Origin of the sequence: Mycobacterium sp. E2733 (assembly GCF_001667585.1) — a bacterium.
GTDB lineage: Bacteria > Actinomycetota > Actinomycetes > Mycobacteriales > Mycobacteriaceae > Mycobacterium.
The window spans coordinates 14,420-34,342 of sequence record NZ_LZJZ01000096.1; the positions used below are offsets into that span (position 1 = coordinate 14,420).

Below are 19,923 nucleotides of genomic sequence, written 5' to 3' on the forward strand. Positions count from 1 at the left end.
CGCGTTGTTCGGCCCCGTCGTCCCAGTGTGGTCCGCATACCGGACCAAGGCGACCCGCCCATCCCGCAGGTCGTCGTACTCTTGTGCCTGTGAGTGCACTCTCAGGTTTCGTGGCCGGGCTGCCCCCGCAGATGCGGGATCCCGTGCTGCTCGCCATTCCCTTCTTCTTGTTGCTGTTGACGCTGGAATGGGCGGCGGCCCGCAAGCTGGAAAGCATCGCCGAGAACGCACGGCCGGTCTCCGGCGCGTACCTCACCCGCGACTCGCTGGCCAGCATCTCGATGGGGCTGGTCTCGGTGGGCACCACAGCAGCATGGAAGACCCTCGCCCTGTTCGGCTACGCCGCGATCTATGCCTACGTGGCGCCCTGGCACCTCTCGGTGGCCCACTGGTACACCTGGGTCATCGCGATCCTGGGGGTCGATTTGCTGTATTACGCCTACCACCGGATCGCGCACCGGGTGCGGCTGATCTGGGCGACGCACCAGGCCCACCACTCCAGCGAATACTTCAACTTCGCCACCGCGCTGCGCCAGAAGTGGAACAACAGCGGCGAGATCCTGATGTGGGTGCCGTTGCCGCTGCTGGGGATCCCGCCCTGGATGGTGTTCTTCAGTTTCTCGGTCAGCCTGATTTACCAGTTCTGGGTGCACACCGAGCGGATCGGCAAGCTGCCGCAGCCCTTCGAATTCGTCTTCAACACCCCGTCGCATCACCGGGTGCACCACGGGATGGACCAGATTTACCTCGACAAGAACTACGGCGGAATCCTCATCCTCTGGGACCGGCTGTTCGGCAGCTTCCAGGCCGAGTTGTTCCGCCCGCACTACGGCCTGACCAAACGGGTCGAGACGTTCAACATCTGGAAGCTGCAGACCCGTGAATACGTCGCAATCGCCCAGGACTGGCGTTCCGCGACCCGGCTGCGCGATCGTCTGGGCTACGTCTTCGGCCCGCCGGGCTGGGCGCCGCGCACCGCGGACCACACCGAGGCGGCCGTTTCCCTGGCGACATCTCCGTAACGCCGACGGCGGACCGCGCGAAGACTTCTGCGTAACGGAAAGTCACGCCGTAATCTCAAATCGGTCGAGATTTGGCCCCGACGGATCGGAGTTGATGGTGCGTCGCCTGGCAATGCGTGCGCTCACCGCGTCGCTCACCGTCGCCGCGCTCGCGCAATGGATGCCGTCTGCGCCGGCTCAAGCCGACTTTGTCATGGTCTATCCGGGTATGGAGATCCGACAGGACAATCGCGTCTGCACGCTGGGCTACGTCGACCCCAACCTCAAGGTCGCGTTCACCGCGGGGCACTGCCGCGGCGGCGCCGGAGTCGTCACCGACCGCGGCGGGGCCGTCATCGGCCGCCTGGCCGCCTTCCGGGACAACACCCCCAGCGGCACGACGGTCGCCACCGACCAGCTGATCACGGACTACGAGGCGATCGTGCTGGACAACGGCGTGATGGCGAACAACGTTCTGCCGGGCGGGCGTCCACTGATCTCGAATCCGGCGGCGGCGCTCGCCCCGGGACAGGCGATCTGCCACTTCGGCGTGAGCACCGGTGAAACCTGCGGGACGGTGGAGAGCGTCAACAACGGCTGGTTCACCATGTCGCACGGCGTGCAGAGCCACAACGGCGATTCGGGCGGGCCCGTGTACCTGCCGTCCAGCGCCGGTCCGGGGCTGCTCGTGGGGATCTTCAACAGCGTGTGGGGGGACTTCCCGGCGGCGGTGTCGTGGCGGGCCACGTCCGAAGAAGTCCGTGAGGACCTCGGCGTGACCCGCGGGAGCGCCCGATAGCGATTCAGCTGGACGCGTCCGCCTCCGCGAGCGCGAAAACCGGAATCGTGGGTGCGACGGCGCGGAATTGTTCGTCGGTGCTCTCCGGGGTCAGCCCGGCGACGTAGTCCTTGACCTGCCAGTACCAGCGGTCCAGATAGCGCCGCAACAGTTCCGGTTTGGCCGCATCGGCCACCTCGCTCACCCGGGCGCGCCGCCGGCGCCAGCGCGGGCCGGTCTCGACGACCCCCGCGGCCCTGACGTTGCGGGCCCACTGAGTGTTACCCCGGGGTGAGACCAGGTAGTCCACCCCGTCCACGGTCAGCAGATTGATGACCACCGCCCGCGTCTTTCCGCTTTTGCGCCCGCGGACCCGCAGCGCATGGGTACCGGCGATGCTGACACCCATCTCGGCAAGCCAGCGGATCACCGCGTTGGCGGCCCGCACGACCCCGCCCGGCTCTTCGTATCGCGTGGACATCTCGCATCCTCTCGCAGCTCCTACCGAGAGCACCGCTCTCTAAAACGGGAACGATGCCACACCGCCGGCCATAAAGCAAGAGCGGTGATCTCGGTTATGCCACACTGACCGCGTGGGCAAACGCCAGGAAACCCGGCAACAGATCGAGGCGCGCATCATCCAGCTCGGTCGCCAGCAGCTGGTCGACCGCGGTGCGGCAGGGTTGTCCGTGCGTGCGATCGCGCGGGACCTCGGCATGGTGTCGTCGGCCGTCTACCGGTACGTGTCCAGCCGCGACGAGCTGCTGACCTTGCTACTGGTCGACGCCTACTCGGACCTGGCCGAGGCCGTCGATCGAGCCCGCGCCGCGGTCGGGGACCTCTGGAGTGACGACGTCATCGCCATTTCCCGGGCGGCGCGCGAGTGGGCCCTCGCGCACCCGGCCCGCTGGGCCCTGTTGTACGGCAGCCCCGTGCCCGGCTATCACGCACCGCCGGAGCGCACCGTGGCGGTGGGAACGCGGGTGGTGGCGGCCTTTTTCGACGCCGTGGCGTCCGGGATAGCCACCGGTGACATCAGGCTGACCGATACCGTTGCGCCCCAACCGATGTCGTCGGACTTTGAGCGGATCCGTCATGAGTTCGGTTTTCCCGGCGATGATCAGGTGGTCGCCAAGTGCTTCCTGTTGTGGGCGGCGGTGCTGGGTGCGATCAGCCTCGAGGTGTTCGGACAATACGGTGCCGATACCCTGACCGACCCCGAGGCGGTGTTCGACGCCCAGCTTCGGCTGCTGGTGGGTGTGTTGAGCCAGCATTGACGGCCCGGACGGCCGCGGGCCCGGAATTAGAACACGTTCACCCAGCTTGGGCCGCGCCGGAGCGGCTCGCCATGGCAAAGTTTTCGCGGCCCTTTCTGGCGGCTGAGCCTCTGGACTATCCTGCGAGACGATGACCCCTCCCGTTCAATCGCCGACGCAGATCGCGTGGGTTACCACCGACCTGGACGCCACCGAAACCGCCCTCACCGGCTTGTTAGGGGTGCGCAAATGGATCCGGATACCAGACGTGCACTTTGCTCCGGAATCCTGCAGCTACCTTGGCAAGCCAGCCGATTTCGTCGCCAGCATCTCGCTGAGCTATCTCGGGGACATGCAGTTGGAACTGATCCAACCCGTCCGCGGGGAGAACATCTATAGTGACTTTCTGCGCGAATCCGGGCCCGGTCTGCACCACATCTGCGTGGAGGCCGAGACCCCTGGGCGGTTCGACGCAGTGTTGGCCGAGGCCGTCGAATTTGGGGCCCCGGTCGTGCAGCAAGGCGTGATGCCCGGCGGAATTCAATTCGCCTATGTGTCAGCGCCGCAGGCGGCGGTGCCGTTTGTTGAGATCGCCTACATCGCGCCCGAGATGAGGGCGTTTTACGACTACATCAAGCAGGAGCAGCGGTGAGCCGCGCCGGCGACGACGCAGAACGCAGCGACGTGGGGGTACCTCCCGCTTGCGGAGGAAGGGAGTGGCGCCAATGAGCACGGAGATACCGGCAACCCTCAACGCGGACGACGTGACGTCCTGGTCAGATGACGTCGACGTTGTGGTGGTCGGCTTCGGCATCGCGGGCGGTTGCGCCGCCGTGAGCGCTGCGGCCGCCGGTGCGCGGGTGCTGGTGCTGGAGCGCGCCGCGGTGGCGGGCGGCACCACTTCGCTTGCCGGGGGCCACTTCTACCTGGGTGGAGGAACGGCGGTCCAGGAGGCCACCGGCCACGCGGACTCGCCCGAGGAGATGTACAAGTACCTGGTCGCCGTGTCCCGGCAGCCGGATCACGACAAGATCCGGGCCTACTGCGAGGGCAGTGTCGAGCACTTCAATTGGCTGGAAGACTTGGGTTTTCAGTTCGAGCGCAGCTACTTCCCGGGCAAGGCGGTCATCCAGCCCAACACCGAGGGCTTGATGTTCACCGGCAACGAGAAGGTGTGGCCCTTCCTCGAGCAGGCGGTGCCGGCACCACGCGGCCACAAGGTGCCCGTGCCCGGCGACACCGGGGGCGCCAGCATGGTGATCGATCTGTTGCTGAAGCGCGCCGCGAGCCTGGGCGTGCAGATCCGGTACGAGACGGGCGCGACCGAACTCATCGTGGACGGTTCGGGCGCGGTAAGCGGTGTCATGTGGAAGCGGTTCTCCGAAACCGGTGCGATCAAAGCAAAGTCGGTGATCGTCGCTGCCGGAGGATTCGTGATGAACCCGGACATGGTTGCCAAGTACACCCCCAAGCTGGCCGAGAAACCGTTCGTGCTGGGCAATACCTACGACGACGGGCTGGGCATCCGGATGGGCGTATCGGCCGGCGGCGCAACCGAGCACATGGATCAGATTTTCATCACGGCTCCGCCGTACCCGCCGTCGATCCTGTTGACGGGGATCATCGTGAACAAGCTGGGCCAGCGCTTCGTCGCCGAGGATTCCTACCATTCCAGGACTTCCGGGTTCATCATGGACCAGCCGGACAGCGCGGCGTTCCTCATCGTCGACGAGGCGCACCTGGAGCATCCCAAGATGCCGCTGGTACCGCTGATCGACGGATGGGAGACCGTCCCGGAAATGGAAGCCGCACTTGGCATTCCGGAGGGCAATCTGGTCGCGACGCTGGACCGTTACAACGCCAACGCGGCCCGCGGCGAGGATCCCGATTTCCACAAGCAGCCCGAATTCCTTGCGGCACAAGATCACGGCCCATGGGGCGCGTTCGACATGTCATTGGGTAAGGCGATGTACGCCGGCTTCACCATCGGCGGGCTCGTCACCTCCGTCGACGGCGAGGTGTTGCGCGAGGACGGCACCGTCGTGCCGGGCTTGTATGCGGCCGGGGCCTGCGCGTCCAACATCGCCCAGGACGGCAAGGGTTACGCCAGCGGGACGCAGCTGGGGGAGGGCTCGTTCTTCGGGCGCCGCGCCGGAGCGCACGCGGCCCGCAGGGCCGGGGGCGCGCAGGCGCGCTAGGACCCGGCCGGAGCGCACGCGGCCCGCAGGGCCGGGGGCGTGGATGGCTGATTCAGCCGGCGCGTTCCAGTTCTGCTCGGGTCCGGTCGATTTCGCGGTAAGCGTAGTTGGCCATCTCGGCGGTAGTCATCTTCGCTCCAGCCCGCGCCAACGATTCGTACGCATCCGCACCGAGCACGCTGCTGAGATGGGCGATCACGGCCGCGATCTCGGGAAAACTCGCGGCGGTGACGGGGCCGAAGGCGAAACCGGCGATGGTGGCCGCCGCCTCGTAACGTTCGATTTTGTCAAAGAATCCCGCGAGCAGAGCCAACGGTGTGCTGATCATGGTGGTGTTGCCCGCCTCGTGATGATTGTGGACGGCCAATCTGAAGTGATCGAGCGCCGCCAACGGGTCACCATATTTGGACTCGACGCGGCACAGAACGGCCGCCGTGTGAGTCTCACTGGTGCGGTTGCCGGACTCTTGCGAGAGGGCCAACGCCTGACGCAAGGACGCCAACGCGCGCGAAGGGTCGACGTCGCGCAGGGCGAACCCCGCGGCGAGCAGCGCGTAGCAAAGCGCGGCGGGGTTGCGGGTCGCTTGGGCAGCGTTGACGAGGTCGTCGACGATCGCGGAGGCTTCCTCGCTGGGTCCCCTGATCGTCAGTGCCATCACCAGGCACCCCCTGGTGATGGTGTGTGAGTCGCGACCCCGTGCCAGCTGGGCGCGACACAACTCGACGGACCGTTCGGGGTGCCCGCTGGCCGTATACGCCCCAGAAGGCCAGCCCTCCAAGCCGAACGGCAGCCCGCTGTGATCACCGTTGAGCATTTCCACCGCGCGGTCTGCGTAGTGGACCCCGTCGTCGATCCGTCCGGCCATATAGCAGTTCGCGGCCAGCACGTAGAGGAGTGGGAGCCTGGGATGGTCGGCCGCGCGAGCGGACTCGATGAGTTCTTCCGCCCACGCGGTCGGTTCCATCGCATTAACCATGAATCCGAGGAACGCCGCCGATGTGGCAATGGCGACGGCATCGTCCAGATCGTCGTGATCGGCCGCCCAGCGGAATGCGACGCGAAGATTCGCCATCTCAGCGGAGAACCAGGCGTAGCCCTGCCGCTGGTTCGTGCTATCCCACACGTCCAACGCGTCGGTTGCACGCTGGGCGAAATGGCGGACGTGGGCGGCCCGCACCGCCGGCGCCTTCCCCCTGGCGACGAGTTGCTCCTCGGCGAACTCTCGGATGGTCTCCAACATCGAATAGCGTGTCTGCCCCGCAAGTCGATCAACCACGAGCAGGGACTTGCGTACTAAGGAATGCAGCAGATTCAAGATCGCGTAGTCGTCGACGCTTTGCGACCGGATGAAGCCAGTCACCGCGCAGGCGCTTTGCAGGTCGAATCCGCCGGCGAACACCGAACAGCGCTCCAAAAGCGCCTTTTCGTCCTCGTCGAGATGGTCATAGGACCACGCCACAGCGTGACGCAATGTCTGGTGGTGACCCAGGCCGCGCCGTGATCCAACCAGCAACCGGAATCGGTGATCGAGCCGGTCGCGCACCTCAACGGGGGTCATGGACGCCATGCGCGAGGCCGCCAGTTCGATGGCCAACGGAATGCCGTCGAGACGACGGCAGATCTCGGCGACCGCGGCCGCGTCCGCCTCCGTCACCGAAAAGTCTGACGACACCTGTTGGGCGCGTTGCATGAACAACATTCCGGCCGGCGAGTCGATGCCTTCGGCGATACCCAGCGTCGGCACCGAGCACAATTGCTCGTCCGCGACGTCCAGCCGCTCGCGGCTGGTTGCCAGAATCCGCACGGTCGTCGAGTGGGTGAGGATGGCCTCGATCAGGTCGGCGGCCGCGTCGCGCACATGCTCGCAATTGTCGAACACCAACAGTCGCAGCCTGCCCTCTAATGCGGCGGCCACGCTGTCGGACACCGTTTTCCCGGACTGTTGCGTGACGCCCAGCACCGCGGCCACCGCATCGGGCACCGCGGCGGGGTCCGTGACCGCTGCGAGTTCGAAGAGCCAAACACCATCCGCGAAATCGTCGGCTAGCTGCGTCGCAACCTCGAGCGCCAGCCGGGTCTTGCCTACCCCACCGACGCCGGCCAAGGTCACCAACCGATGGAGTCTCAAAGCCGAACGCGCCTGGGCGATTTCGGTTTCGCGGCCGATGAAAGTCGTCAGCGGCGGGCGCAAGTTCCCCGGCCCGCTGTCGGCCGCCCGCAATGCGGGAAAGTCGGCGCGTAGGCCGGGCGCCCGAACCTGAAACACTCTCACCGGGGCGGGCAGGTCCCGCAAGCGGCGCGGACCCAGATCCAGCAAATCCACGCCGCTCAAAAGGCCCACCGTCGAATCGGCCAGCAAAATTTGCCCGCCGTGGCCCGCGGCCATCACCCGCGCCGCGCGATTCAGCGCGGCACCGAAATAGTCCGCGTCGCGTAACTCGGCCTCGCCGGTCGCCAACCCCATCCGCACCGGCAAATCCAGTGAGCGCTGGGCGGCGACAGCCGCGTCCACCGCGGATTTCGGTGAGGCGAACGCGGCGCAGACACCGTCGCCGGTGTGCTTGAACAACCATCCGCCGTACGACTCGACCGCCTGGCGTAGCGCCTGGTCGTGCAGCGCCAGGGCGGTCCGCATTTTCTCGGCGTCGGCCTCCCACCGACGTGTCGAACCCTCGATGTCGGTGAACAGAAACGTCACGATGCCCGAAGGGCGATCCACCCGTTCAGTGCACACCCATGCAGAATGCCACAGCAAACATCGCACAGGATCGAAGATCGCCGCAATCGACGTCGTCGTCGTCCTCGATTCCGCAGCCGATAGCCGTTACACGCGCGCGGGTTCCTTCTTCTCCTCCACGGGTCCCAGCCGCCACGGCCCGCCGCCGAGCAACTGCAGCTCTTGCTCGTGGTGCTGCTCGACGGTGGGCCGATGGCTGACGCTGACCACCACGCAGTCCGGCAGTTCGGTCCGCACCAGCTGGTACAACGCGAATTCCAGGCCCTCGTCCAGCGCGGAGGTGGCCTCGTCCAAGAAGACCGCCTTGGGTTTGGTGAGCAGGATGCGCGCGAAGGCGACACGCTGCTGTTCGCCGGGGGAAAGCACTTTCGCCCAATCCCGCTCTTCGTCGAGCCGGTCAAGCAGTGGTGCCAGCGCGACTTTGGTGAGCACCTCATGCAGCTCGGCATCGGAGACGTTGTCCGGCGAGTTCGGGTAGCACACCACTGTGCGCAGGCTGCCCAACGGCACGTACGGCAACTGCGACAGGAACATCGTCGCGTTGTCACCCTGCGGGCGGCAGAGGGTCCCGGACGCGTACGGCCACAACTCGGCCAGACTGCGCAGCAGCGTGGTCTTGCCCGCACCCGAGCGGCCGGTGATCACCAGCGAATCACCCTCGGCGAGTTGAACATCCAGCGGGTCGATCAGCCGATCCCCGGCCGGCGTGCGCACTTCGATGTCGCGAAGCTCGACGGGCGCCTCTTCGCTCGGCTTGACCAGGATGGTCGGCAGCGCTCGGCCCTTGTCATTGGCGTCGACCAGCCCGTGCAACCGGATGATCGACGCCCGGAAGGCCGCGAACGCGTCGTAGTTGTTGCGGAAGAACGACAGCGAATCCTGAATATTGCCGAAGGCCGTCGCGCTTTGCCCGACGTCGCCGAAGTCGATCCGGCCGGCGAACAGGCGTGGCGCCTGAATCACCCACGGCAGCGGAACGATTGCCTGTGACACCGACCAGTTCCAGCCGTTGAAGATGATGGTCCGGCGGACGAACTTGCGATAGTTGTCGATGATCGGGGTGAAGCGCCGCCACAGTTGCGCCCGCTCGACTCGCTCGCCGCGGTAAAAGCCCACGGCCTCTGCGGCATCACGCAATCGGACCAGCGCATAACGGAACGCGGCGTTGAGCTTCTCGTTGTTGAAGCTGAGCCAGATCAGCGGGTGGCCGAGCCAGATCGCCACCAGAGTGGCGACCAGCACATACACCAGAACGGTCCAGAACATCGCGCGCGGGATGTCGACGCCGAACACAGTCAGGTTGCCGGACAGGTTCCACAGGATCGCGGCGAAGGAGATCACCGAGGCCACCGCATTCACGGCCCCGAACAGCAAGGTGCTGCCGGTCCCGTTCGAGGGGATGTTGGGGGTGCCACCCGCGTTCGCGGTGAAGATGTCGATGTCCTGCTGGATGCGCTGGTCGGGGTTGTCGATGGTGTGGTCGATGAACAGGTCCCGATAATAGGCCCGGCCGGCGAGCCAATCGTCGGTGAGATTGGCCGTAAGCCACATGCGCCAGGCGATGATGAAACGCTGCGTCAGGTAGATGTCCACCATGAACCGGATGACGTACAAGACCGCCAACACGCTGAAGATTGCGATTGACATCCAAAAGCCATGTATCCCGGACTGTTTGACGTTTTCGTCGTCGGCCGCGAGGCCCTGCACCGCTTTTTGCACCGCCGTGTACAGGTCGTTGCCCTGATAGCTGAGCAACACCATCAGCCGCACCGACAGAAGGACGGACAGCAACAGCACGCCCAGCATCGCCCAGACACGCACGCTGTGCGCACCGACGAAGTAACCACGCGTGATCCGCCAGAACTGCTGGCCCCACGGCGTGAGGTACCTGAAGGCGACCAACACGATGAAGAGGACCACCGCGCTGATGACCCACGCGATGGCTACCCACCGCAAGGAATCCACGGTCGCCGCCGACCAGTCGATCGACGGCTTGAACGGCTTCGGGCCCATGGTCGCTGTCTCCTCGGGGTCGAGCTGGCGGACTCTGCGGGAACTTCAAATCCTCCGGCGAAGGTACCCGAAGGATCTGGCTAGGCTGCGGTTATGAGCACCGACGCCATCCCCACACAAACATTGCACGCCGGCCGGCTCATCGCGCGGCGCCTGCGCGCCAGCGGTGTCGACACCGTCTTCACGTTGTCGGGTGGCCACCTGTTTTCCCTCTACGACGGCTGCCGCGAGGAAGGGGTGCGGCTGATCGATACCCGCCACGAGCAGACCGCGACCTTCGCCGCCGAAGGGTGGTCGAAAGTGACGAGGGTGCCCGGGGTCGCCGCGCTCACCGCCGGGCCGGGCGTCACCAACGGGATGAGCGCGATGGCGGCCGCTCAGCAGAACCAGTCGCCCCTGGTCGTTTTGGGTGGCCGGGCGCCCGCGCAGCGGTGGGGCATGGGCTCGCTGCAGGAGATCGATCACGTGCCGTTCGTCGCGCCGCTTGCCCGCTTCGCCGCCACGGCCCAGTCGGCCGGTGACGCCGGCCGGCTCATCGACGACGCGTTGCGGGCGGCGGTCGGCCCCCCGTCGGGCGTCGGCTTCGTCGACTTTCCCATGGACCACGTGTTTTCCTTGTCCGAGGATGACGGCCGCCCCGGCGCCCTCGCCGACCTGCCGCCGGGGCCTGCTCCCGACGGTGACGCACTCGGCCGGGCTGCCGGCCTGCTGTCGGCGGCGAAGCGGCCGGTGATCATGGCGGGCACCAACCTCTGGTGGGGACGCGGCGAGTCGGCCCTCCTGCGCCTCGCCGAGGAACTGCAAATCCCGGTCCTGATGAACGGGATGGCCCGCGGCGCGGTGCCCGCCGACCACCCGCTGGCGTTCTCGCGGGTCCGGGGAAAAGCGTTGGGAGAGGCCGACGTTGCGCTGATCGTCGGGGTGCCCATGGACTTCCGGCTCGGCTTCGGTGCGGTGTTCGGGCCCGAGACCCGGCTCATCGTGGCGGACCGGGCCGAACCCGAGCGCAACCATCCCCGCCCGGTCGAGGCCGAGCTCTACGGCGACCTGTTGACAACTCTCGCGGCGCTGGCCGCCGGCGGGGGGACCGACCACCGGGACTGGATCGAGGACCTGCGGACGGCCGAAACCGCGGCGCGCGGCAAGGAGAAGGCCGAGCTCGCCGACGACCGCGTCCCGTTGCACCCCATGCGGGTGTACGCAGAGTTGGCGCCGATGCTGGACCGCGACGCCATCGTCGTCATCGACGCCGGTGACTTCGGCTCTTACGCCGGACGGGTGATCGACAGCTACCAACCGGGCTGCTGGCTGGACAGCGGCCCCTTCGGCTGCCTGGGTTCGGGCCCCGGGTACGCCCTGGCCGCCAAGCTCGCCCGGCCGGACCGGCAGGTCGTCCTGCTGCAGGGCGACGGCGCCTTCGGCTTCAGCGGCATGGAATGGGACACCCTGGCCCGGCACCACGTGCCCGTCGTCTCGGTGATCGGCAACAACGGAATCTGGGGGCTGGAGAAGCACCCCATGGAGGCGTTGTACGGCTACTCGGTGGTGGCCGAACTGCGTCCGGGCACCCGCTACGACGAGGTGGTGCGCGCCCTGGGTGGCCACGGTGAGCTGGTCTCCGCGCCGGTCGAGCTGCGACCGGCGCTGGAACGCGCCTTCACCAGCGGCCTGCCCTCCGTCGTCAACGTCCTCACCGACCCCAGCGTCGCCTATCCACGCCGCTCCAACCTGGCGTGACTCGCCCCGCCACGAGCGTGCGCTGGGGTCCCCGCTCCCCAGGGGAATGGACGGCGCCGCCCGGCGTGTCGCGGGCAAACACGCACGCTCGCGCCGGTTGGGGCTCGCGTACCGTTGACCTGTGCCAAAGACCACCCGCGCCCAACCCGGCGGCCTGAGCAGCCGATTTTGGCGGCTGCTCGGCGCCAGCACCGAAAAGAACCGCAACCGCTCCCTTGCCCAAGTGACCGACTCGTCGGAGTACGACGAGGAAGCCGCCGGCCTCACCGATGAGCAGCTCCGCAAGGCCGCGGGGCTGCTCAAGCTGGATGATCTCGCGGAGTCCGACGACATCCCGCAGTTCCTCGCGATCGCCAGGGAGGCGGCCGAACGGGCGACCACGCTCCGCCCGTTCGACGTGCAGCTGCTGGGTGCGTTGCGCATGCTCGCGGGCGACGTCATCGAGATGGCCACCGGTGAAGGCAAAACGCTCTCCGGGGCGATCGCGGCCGCGGGCTACGCCCTCGCCGGGCGGCACGTGCACGTGGTGACCATCAACGATTACCTGGCCCGCCGTGACGCGGAATGGATGGGCCCGCTCATCGAGGCGATGGGACTGACGGTCGGCTGGATCACCGCCGAGTCGACCAGCGAGGAGCGCCGCGCGGCCTATGGCTGCGATGTCACCTATGCCTCGGTCAACGAGATCGGTTTCGACGTGCTGCGCGATCAACTCGTGGTTGATGTCGCCGACCTGGTGTCGCCCAACCCCGACGTGGCCCTGATCGACGAGGCCGACTCGGTTCTGGTCGACGAGGCGTTGGTGCCGCTGGTGCTGGCGGGCACCACGCACCGGGAAACGCCGCGACTGGAGATCATCAAGCTGGTCGGCCAGCTGAACCCCGATACCGACTTCGAGACCGACTCCGACAGCCGCAACGTCCATTTGACCGACGTCGGGGCGCGGAAGGTCGAGAAGGCGCTCGGCGGCATCGACCTCTACTCCGAGGAGCACGTCGGCACGACCCTGACCGAGGTAAACGTCGCATTGCACGCCCACGTGCTGCTGCAGCGCGACGTGCACTACATCGTCCGGGACGACGCGGTGCACCTCATCAACGCCGCGCGCGGCCGCATCGCGCAACTGCAACGCTGGCCGGACGGCCTGCAGGCCGCCGTCGAGGCGAAGGAGGGGATCGAGACCACCGAAACCGGGGAAGTGCTCGACACGATCACGGTGCAGGCGCTGATCAATCGCTACCAAACCGTGTGCGGCATGACCGGCACCGCGCTGGCCGCCGGGGAGCAACTGCGCCAGTTCTACAAGCTCGGCGTGTCACCAATTCCGCCGAACGAACCCAACATTCGCGAGGACGAGTCCGACCGGGTCTACATCACCGCCGCCGCCAAGAACGACGCAATCGTCGCGCACATCGTCGAGGTGCATGAGACCGGGCAGCCGGTGCTGGTCGGCACGCGCGACGTGGCCGAATCCGAGGAACTGCACGAGCGGTTGCTGCGCCGGGGCGTACCCGCAGTGGTGCTCAACGCCAAGAACGACGCCGAGGAGGCCGAGGTCATCGCCGAGGCCGGCAAGTACGGGGTGGTCACGGTGTCGACGCAAATGGCGGGGCGCGGCACCGACATTCGGCTCGGCGGCTCCGACGAAGCCGACCACGACAGGGTCGCCGAACTCGGCGGGCTGCACGTGGTCGGCACCGGACGGCATCACACCGAACGGCTGGACAACCAGCTGCGCGGGCGCGCCGGACGCCAGGGCGACCCCGGCTCATCCGTGTTCTTCTCGAGTTGGGAAGACGACGTGGTGGCGGCCAACCTCGACCATAACAAGCTGCCGATGGAGACCGACGAGGACGGCCGGATCGTCAGCCCCAAGGCGGCCGGGTTGCTCGACCACGCCCAGCGCGTCGCCGAGGGCCGGATGCTCGACGTGCACGCCAATACCTGGCGCTACAACCAGCTGATCGCCCAGCAGCGCGCCATCATCGTCGATAGGCGAAACACCTTGCTGCGCACCGCAAGCGCGCGCGAGGAGCTGGCCGAACTGGCGCCCAAGCGGTATAAGGAACTGTCCAAGGACATCCCCGAGGAGCGCCTCGAGACGATCTGCCGGCAGATCATGCTCTATCACCTCGACCGCGGCTGGGCCGATCATCTGGCGTACCTCGCCGACATCCGCGAAAGCATCCACCTGCGAGCGCTGGGCCGACAGAATCCGCTGGACGAGTTCCACCGGCTGGCAGTCGACGCGTTCGCGTCGCTGGCCGCGGATGCGATCGAGGCCGCGCAGCAGACGTTCGAGACGGCGAACGTTCTCGAAGAGGAACAGGGCCTGGATCTGTCCAAGCTGGCCCGGCCCACGTCGACGTGGACCTACATGGTCAACGACAACCCACTGTCGGACGACACGCTGTCCACGCTGAGCCTGCCCGGGGTCTTCCGCTAGCCCGGTGGTGACCGAGTGTGCGGCCAGCCGCGCACTCGGCGTTCGGCTAAGCCAATTGCCCGACTCCACCGCGGTCCGCGCTGCGGACCGCATCGTCGTCGGGCTAAGCCAATTGCCCGACTCCACCGCGGTCCGCGCTGCGGACCGCATCGTCGTCGGGCTAAGGTCACGGCTTATGGAGCCGGCGCTTCCGCCCAACCGGGTGCTGACGGTGCCCAACGCGCTGAGCGCCATTCGCCTGGTGCTCATCGGAGTGTTCGTCTACGCCCTGCTGGTCGCCCACGCCAACGGTTGGGCTGTGGGGATCCTGATGTTCAGCGGTGCGTCCGACTGGGCCGACGGCAAGATCGCCCGGCTGCTGAACCAGTCGTCGCGGCTCGGTGTCCTCCTCGACCCGGCGGTGGACCGCCTCTACATGATCTGCGTTCCCGTCGTGATGGCGCTGAGCGGGATCGTGCCGTGGTGGTTTGTCGCCATCCTGCTGGTGCGCGACGGACTGCTGGCCGCGACGCTGCCGCTGCTGTGGAGCCGCGGGTTGTCCGCCCTGCCGGTCACCTACATCGGAAAGGCCGCCACGTTCGCGCTGATGTCCGGCTTTCCGCTGGTGCTGCTGGGCACATGGGACGCCCTGTGGAGCCGAGTCGTCGGGGCCTGCGGCTGGGCGTTCCTGATCTGGGGCATGTACGGCTACCTGTGGGCGTTCGCGCAGTATGTGGTGCAGATGACGCTGGTCGTGCGCCGGATGCCCCGGGTCAGACACGGCGTACGCCGGCCCGCCGCTCCGAAGGCGGTCGAACGTGGCTGACGCGGACCGCCTGCTCGGCGGCTACGACCCCAACGCCGGGCGCAGCGCCCACGTGGCGGCGCGGCCGCAGCTGATCCCGGTGCCGTCCCTGCTGCGCGCCCTGCTCTCCGAGCACCTGGACCCCGGCTACGCGGCGGCGGCCAAACGCGGCGACACCGCCGCCCACGGGCGTGGTCGCGCCTTCGGCTGGCTGTGGCAGGCGTTGGCGGCGCTGCTGATCGCCACGGTCTTCGCCGCCGCCGTCGCGCAGGCCCGCTCGGTGGCCCCCGGTGTGCGTTCCGCGCAGCAGCTGCTGCTGGGCAATGTGCGTTCGGCCGAGAACACTGCGGCCACACTCGCCCAGCGGCGCAGCGAGCTGTCCTCTCAGGTGGACGGCGTACAGCGCCGCGCACTGGCCGACGACGCCGAGGGGCAGCGGCTGCTGGCCCGGCTCGACGCGCTCGGCCTGGCGGCGGCCAGCACGGCGGTCATCGGCCCCGGCCTGAAGGTCACCGTGACCGATCCGGGTGCCAGCCCGAACCTTTCCGACGTTTCCAAGCAGCGGGTCGGCGGCAGCAGGCAAATCATTTTGGACCGGGATCTGCAGCTGGTGGTCAACTCGTTGTGGGCCAGCGGCGCCGAGGCGATTTCGGTCGGCGGCGTCCGCATCGGGCCCAATGTGACCATCCGGCAAGCCGGCGGCGCGATCCTGGTCGACAACAATCCCACCAGCAGCCCGTACACGATCCTCGCGGTCGGCCCGCCCCGCGCGATGAGAGACGTCTTCGACCAGAGCGCCGGCCGAGAGCGTCTTAAGCTGCTTGAGGTCTCCTACGGTGTCGTCGTCACCGTGGACGCCGCCGACGGGCTGACGCTGCCCGCGGGATCGATCCGGGATATCAAATTCGCCAAACAGATTGGGCCACAGTGACAAAAGCCCTCGACAGACATCTCCGGCTGTGCGAGTCGCGGACGGGAAGTCGAGCATGATCGGCATCGCGGCGCTGGCGATCGGCATCGTGCTCGGCCTGGTCTTTCATCCCGCCGTGCCCGAGGTCGTCCAGCCCTACCTGCCCATCGCGGTGGTCGCGGCGCTCGACGCGGTGTTCGGCGGGTTGCGCGCCTATCTGGAACGGATCTTCGATCCGAAAGTCTTCGTGATCTCCTTCGTGTTCAACGTGTTTGTGGCTGCACTGATCGTGTACGTCGGCGATCAACTGGGCGTGGGCACGCAGTTGTCCACGGCGATCATCGTGGTGTTGGGAATCCGCATCTTCGGCAACGCCGCCGCGCTGCGGCGCCGGTTGTTCGGGGCGTGACCGCGCCGGCGGCGATGCAGAGCCAGCGATAGGAGGGAGCGGCGCTATGACGGGGAGGAGGTCAGCGTGAGCCAGGACCCGGCGGACGGACCCGCCGAAAGCGGTGACGCAGCAAGCCCCGCGCCGCACGGCCGCCACGAACTTCCCGCGAGGCGCGCCCGCCCGGAGATCGGGCCGGTGCGCCGCACCGGACTGTCCGGGCTGGTCCGCGGCGGTCGTTCCCGGCTGGCGTTCGGGATGCTGGCGGCCCTGTTGTGTCTGCTGCTGGGCATCGCCATCGTCACGCAGGTCCGCCAGAACGAGTCGGGCGATTCGCTCGAAACGGCGCGCCCCGCGGACCTGTTGGTTTTGTTGGATTCGTTACGGCAGCGCGAGGCAACCCTCAACGCCGAAGTGAACGAACTGCAGAACACCCTGAATTCGCTGCAGGCGTCCGGCAATAACGACCAGGCCGCCATCCGGGCCGCGCAGGCCAAGCTGGCCGCGCTGTCCATCTTGGCCGGCGCCGTCGGCGCCACCGGGCCGGGTGTCACCGTCACGATCGACGACCCCGGGCCCGGGGTCTCGCCGGAGGTGATAATCGACGTGATCAACGAATTGCGTGCCGCCGGCGCCGAGGCGATCGAGATCAACGACGCGCACCAGTCCGTCCGCGTCGGTGTCGATACCTGGGTGGTGGGTATGCCTGGTTCGCTGACCGTCGATACCAAGACGCTGTCGCCCCCGTATTCGATTCTGGCGATTGGCGATCCACCCACCCTGGCCGCGGCGATGAACATTCCGGGCGGCGCGGAGGACAGCATCAAGCGCGTCGGTGCGCGCATGTCCGTCCGGCAGGCCGACCGAGTGGACGTGACCACCTTGCGACAACCAAAACCGCACCAATACGCTCAGCCCGTCAAGTGAGCAATTCGCCCAACAGAACAGGACGCCTTGTGAGCGATATCCCGCCCGACCTGCACTACACCGCCGAACATGAGTGGGTTCGCCGAAGCGGTGAGGACACCGTGCGGGTCGGTATCACCGACTTTGCCCAGTCGGCCCTGGGCGACGTCGTCTTTGTTCAACTGCCCGAGGTGGGCACCGAACTGACCGCGGGTGAATCGTTCGGCGAGGTCGAGTCGACGAAATCGGTCTCGGATCTGTACGCCCCGGTGTCGGGCACGGTGTCCGCGGTCAACGCCGATCTGGAAGGCAGCCCGCAGCTGGTCAACTCCGAGCCCTACGGCGGCGGATGGCTGCTGGACGTCCAGGTGTCGGATGTCGCCGCATTGGAGTCGGCCATTTCGTCGCTGCTCGACGCCGAGGCCTACCGCGGAACACTGACCGAATGACGATTGCTAATCTGCCTGCCAGCCCCGCGCGGCGACGCGAGCGGTGCGGCGGGCCGGCGGGGGAAAGGCGGGCAATCGGTCTTCCGATCGTCGGGTGGGGGGCACATTGCAGACCTATGCGCGGTACCGTCGACACATCGACACTTGAACGCACGAGTCAGAGCAATCGGCAGTACCGGGCGAAGAAACCCAGTGAGCAGCCGGCCGAGCGGCCCGGTCAGACAACGCCACAGCGGCCAGTGAGGAGCAGCGCGTGACGGACATGGACTCAGGAAGTCCCCAAGACCAGACCTCTGACGAAGTCACGGTGGAGACGACTTCCGTCTTTCGTGCCGACTTCCTCAACGAACTGGACGCTCCCGCGCAGGCGGGCACCGAGAGCGCGGTCTCCGGTGTGGAAGGCCTCCCGGCGGGCTCCGCACTGCTGGTCGTCAAACGCGGGCCGAACGCGGGGTCGCGCTTCTTGCTCGACCAGCCCATCACGTCCGCCGGCCGGCATCCCGACAGCGACATCTTCCTCGACGACGTCACCGTCAGTCGCCGCCACGCCGAATTCAGGTTGGAAAACAACGAATTCAACGTCGTCGATGTCGGTAGCCTGAATGGCACGTACGTCAACCGGGAGCCCGTCGACTCGGCGGTGCTCGCCAACGGCGACGAGGTGCAGATCGGCAAGTTCCGCTTGGTGTTTCTGACCGGGCCCAAGCAGGGTGAGGATGGAGGATCCGGAGGCTAGTGAGCGCACCCGATAGCCCGGCACTGGCCGGGATGTCGATTGGGGCGGTCCTGGAACTGTTGAGGCCGGACTTTCCCGATGTCACGATCTCCAAGATTCGCTTCTTGGAGGCCGAAGGACTGGTGACGCCGCAGCGCGCCGCGTCGGGCTATCGGAGATTTACCGCGTACGACTGCGCCCGGTTGCGGTTCATCCTGACCGCGCAGCGCGATCATTACCTACCGCTCAAGGTCATCCGGGCGCAATTGGATGCCCAGCCCGACGGCGAACTGCCGCCCTTCGGCTCGCCCTACGGCGGGCCACGGCTGGTGTCGGTGGCCGGAGTCGGGGATGTCGGTGCCGAGCCGGGCTCCAGGGCCGGCTCGGACACGGCCGCGGTGGCGCCGGCCAACATCCGGCTGAGTCGGGAAGATCTCTTGGAGCGCTCCGGGGTGTCTGACGACCTGTTGACGGCGCTGCTCAAGGCGGGGGTGATCACCACCGGCCCGGGCGGCTTTTTCGACGAACACGCCGTGGTCATCCTGCAATGCGCGCGGGCGCTGTCGGAATACGGTGTGGAGCCGCGGCATCTGCGTGCGTTCCGCTCCGCAGCCGACCGGCAGTCCGACCTGATCGCCCAAATCGCCGGGCCGGTAGTCAAAGCCGATAAGGCGGGCGCCCGCGACCGCGCCGACGACCTGGCGCGCGAGGTGGCGGCTCTCGCCATCACCTTGCACACGTCGTTGATCAAATCCGCCGTTCGCGACGTTCTGCATCGCTGAGGACTAGACTTCGTCGATAGCTTGGTTTCAGCGGCATAGCGACATTCGGGCGTCGTCGTTGCGCCAAGAACCGACACGGCAGCATATGCGGAGGGCAGACACAAATGGGTGAAGTTCGTGTTGTCGGCATTCGCGTTGAGCAGCCGCAGAACCAGCCGGTCCTGTTGTTGCGCGAAACCGACGGCGACCGATACCTGCCTATCTGGATCGGTCAATCGGAGGCTGCCGCCATCGCGCTCGAACAGCAGGGGGTCGAGCCGCCGCGCCCGTTGACACACGATTTGATCAGGGATGTCATTGCCGCGCTTGGCCATTCGCTGAAAGAGGTGCGGATCGTCGATCTGCAAGAGGGCACCTTCTACGCCGATCTGGTCTTCGACCGCAACATCACCGTGTCGGCGCGGCCCTCGGATTCGGTGGCGATAGCGCTGCGCGTCGGCGTCCCGATCTACGTCGAGGAGGCCGTGCTCGCCCAGGCCGGCCTACTCATTCCCGACGAGACGGACGAAGAGGGGGGCACCGCCGTCCGCGAGGACGAGGTGGAGAAATTCAAGGAGTTTCTCGACAGCGTGTCTCCCGACGATTTCAAGGCCACGTAGGCGGTTCGGGGACCGTTCTGGCGCTTGGCGAGGCCCGCTGGCCGGGTACTACCCTGGCCACGGACATCACGGGTGGATCTCAACTGGCATCGGGATGTCGACACGCCTGGCGGATAGCGCCCTCACATAGCCCGGCGGCAGCCATACTTTGATCACGACTTAAGGGCACGGTAGCTATCGACAGCGTAAGCTCTCTAGCACTCGGGCCTGAGCAAACGTGGCTG

18 protein-coding genes are annotated in these 19,923 nt (G+C 67.0%); 15 read left to right on the forward strand and 3 right to left on the reverse strand.

Translation table 11 applies throughout. The features are described 5' to 3' along the window. The first annotated feature begins 89 nt into the window (after nucleotides 1-89). Nucleotides 90-1,022: a sterol desaturase family protein gene (locus A5678_RS17935; RefSeq protein WP_068044736.1), complete on the forward strand. Its 933-nt coding sequence runs from the start codon at nucleotides 90-92 to the stop codon at nucleotides 1,020-1,022. A 94-nt stretch (nucleotides 1,023-1,116) separates the two neighbouring features. Further along, entirely contained in the window at nucleotides 1,117-1,800 is a 684-nt protein-coding gene (locus A5678_RS17940) for a hypothetical protein (protein WP_068044739.1), read from the forward strand. Between the two features lie 4 nt (nucleotides 1,801-1,804). On the opposite strand, the gene A5678_RS17945 is transcribed toward A5678_RS17940, so the two are convergent. After that, the gene (locus tag A5678_RS17945) at nucleotides 1,805-2,260 is read right to left on the reverse strand and encodes a nitroreductase/quinone reductase family protein (RefSeq protein WP_068044741.1); all 456 of its coding nucleotides are present in this window, start codon (nucleotides 2,258-2,260) and stop codon (nucleotides 1,805-1,807) included. 112 nt (nucleotides 2,261-2,372) lie between these two features. On the opposite strand from A5678_RS17945, the gene A5678_RS17950 reads away from it, so the two are divergent. The 3 genes from A5678_RS17950 to A5678_RS17960 all read left to right on the forward strand — a co-directional run bounded on the left by A5678_RS17950 (nucleotide 2,373) and on the right by A5678_RS17960 (nucleotide 5,233). Beyond that, nucleotides 2,373-3,056, forward strand: coding sequence for a TetR/AcrR family transcriptional regulator (locus A5678_RS17950; protein WP_068044743.1), 684 nt, complete (start codon nucleotides 2,373-2,375; stop codon nucleotides 3,054-3,056). 130 nt (nucleotides 3,057-3,186) lie between these two features. Then, the gene (locus A5678_RS17955; protein ID WP_068044745.1) at nucleotides 3,187-3,687 is read left to right on the forward strand and encodes a VOC family protein; all 501 of its coding nucleotides are present in this window, start codon (nucleotides 3,187-3,189) and stop codon (nucleotides 3,685-3,687) included. Between the two features lie 73 nt (nucleotides 3,688-3,760). Continuing rightward, complete coding sequence (locus tag A5678_RS17960; RefSeq protein ID WP_068044748.1) at nucleotides 3,761-5,233, forward strand: FAD-binding protein; 1,473 nt, start codon at nucleotides 3,761-3,763, stop codon at nucleotides 5,231-5,233. A gap of 52 nt (nucleotides 5,234-5,285) precedes the next feature. Here the strand turns inward: A5678_RS17960 and A5678_RS17965 are convergent, their stop codons facing one another. Both A5678_RS17965 and A5678_RS17970 read right to left on the reverse strand, forming a co-directional pair. Further along, nucleotides 5,286-7,952 (reverse strand): adenylate/guanylate cyclase domain-containing protein, encoded by a 2,667-nt coding sequence (locus tag A5678_RS17965; RefSeq protein WP_231983707.1) that lies wholly within the window; start codon nucleotides 7,950-7,952, stop codon nucleotides 5,286-5,288. Between the two features lie 105 nt (nucleotides 7,953-8,057). Beyond that, complete coding sequence (locus A5678_RS17970; RefSeq protein ID WP_068044750.1) at nucleotides 8,058-9,983, reverse strand: ABC transporter ATP-binding protein/permease; 1,926 nt, start codon at nucleotides 9,981-9,983, stop codon at nucleotides 8,058-8,060. Between the two features lie 93 nt (nucleotides 9,984-10,076). Between A5678_RS17970 and A5678_RS17975 the strand changes: the two genes are divergently transcribed. From A5678_RS17975 to A5678_RS18020, 10 genes are all read left to right on the forward strand, one after another. Continuing rightward, nucleotides 10,077-11,720, forward strand: coding sequence for an acetolactate synthase (locus A5678_RS17975; protein WP_068044753.1), 1,644 nt, complete (start codon nucleotides 10,077-10,079; stop codon nucleotides 11,718-11,720). A 121-nt stretch (nucleotides 11,721-11,841) separates the two neighbouring features. Then, nucleotides 11,842-14,166, forward strand: a complete 2,325-nt coding sequence (gene secA2, locus A5678_RS17980) for an accessory Sec system translocase SecA2 (protein WP_068044755.1) — start codon at nucleotides 11,842-11,844, stop codon at nucleotides 14,164-14,166. Between the two features lie 175 nt (nucleotides 14,167-14,341). Beyond that, entirely contained in the window at nucleotides 14,342-14,971 is a 630-nt protein-coding gene (locus tag A5678_RS17985; RefSeq protein WP_068044758.1) for a CDP-alcohol phosphatidyltransferase family protein, read from the forward strand. Then, a complete protein-coding gene (locus tag A5678_RS17990; RefSeq protein WP_068044760.1) occupies nucleotides 14,964-15,881 on the forward strand; it encodes a DUF881 domain-containing protein in 918 nt (305 codons plus the stop codon). The genes A5678_RS17985 and A5678_RS17990 overlap by 8 nt, the downstream gene beginning before the upstream one ends. A 55-nt stretch (nucleotides 15,882-15,936) precedes the next feature. Next, nucleotides 15,937-16,269: a small basic family protein gene (locus A5678_RS17995; protein WP_007170008.1), complete on the forward strand. Its 333-nt coding sequence runs from the start codon at nucleotides 15,937-15,939 to the stop codon at nucleotides 16,267-16,269. 168 nt (nucleotides 16,270-16,437) lie between these two features. Beyond that, nucleotides 16,438-17,175: a DUF881 domain-containing protein gene (locus A5678_RS18000; protein WP_231983708.1), complete on the forward strand. Its 738-nt coding sequence runs from the start codon at nucleotides 16,438-16,440 to the stop codon at nucleotides 17,173-17,175. Between the two features lie 29 nt (nucleotides 17,176-17,204). Beyond that, nucleotides 17,205-17,603 carry a glycine cleavage system protein GcvH gene (gene gcvH / locus A5678_RS18005; RefSeq protein WP_067743820.1) on the forward strand — a complete coding sequence of 133 codons (399 nt, stop codon included), beginning with the start codon at nucleotides 17,205-17,207 and terminating at the stop codon, nucleotides 17,601-17,603. Nucleotides 17,604-17,856: 253 nt separating this feature from the next. Next, on the forward strand, nucleotides 17,857-18,339 hold the full coding sequence (gene garA / locus A5678_RS18010; protein ID WP_068044764.1) for a glycogen accumulation regulator GarA: 483 nt from the start codon (nucleotides 17,857-17,859) through the stop codon (nucleotides 18,337-18,339). Further along, entirely contained in the window at nucleotides 18,339-19,100 is a 762-nt protein-coding gene (locus tag A5678_RS18015; protein ID WP_068044766.1) for a MerR family transcriptional regulator, read from the forward strand. Before garA ends, A5678_RS18015 begins: the two co-directional genes overlap by 1 nt. 104 nt (nucleotides 19,101-19,204) lie before the next feature. Next, on the forward strand, nucleotides 19,205-19,699 hold the full coding sequence (locus A5678_RS18020; protein WP_046184273.1) for a bifunctional nuclease family protein: 495 nt from the start codon (nucleotides 19,205-19,207) through the stop codon (nucleotides 19,697-19,699). Nucleotides 19,700-19,923 lie beyond the last annotated feature (224 nt).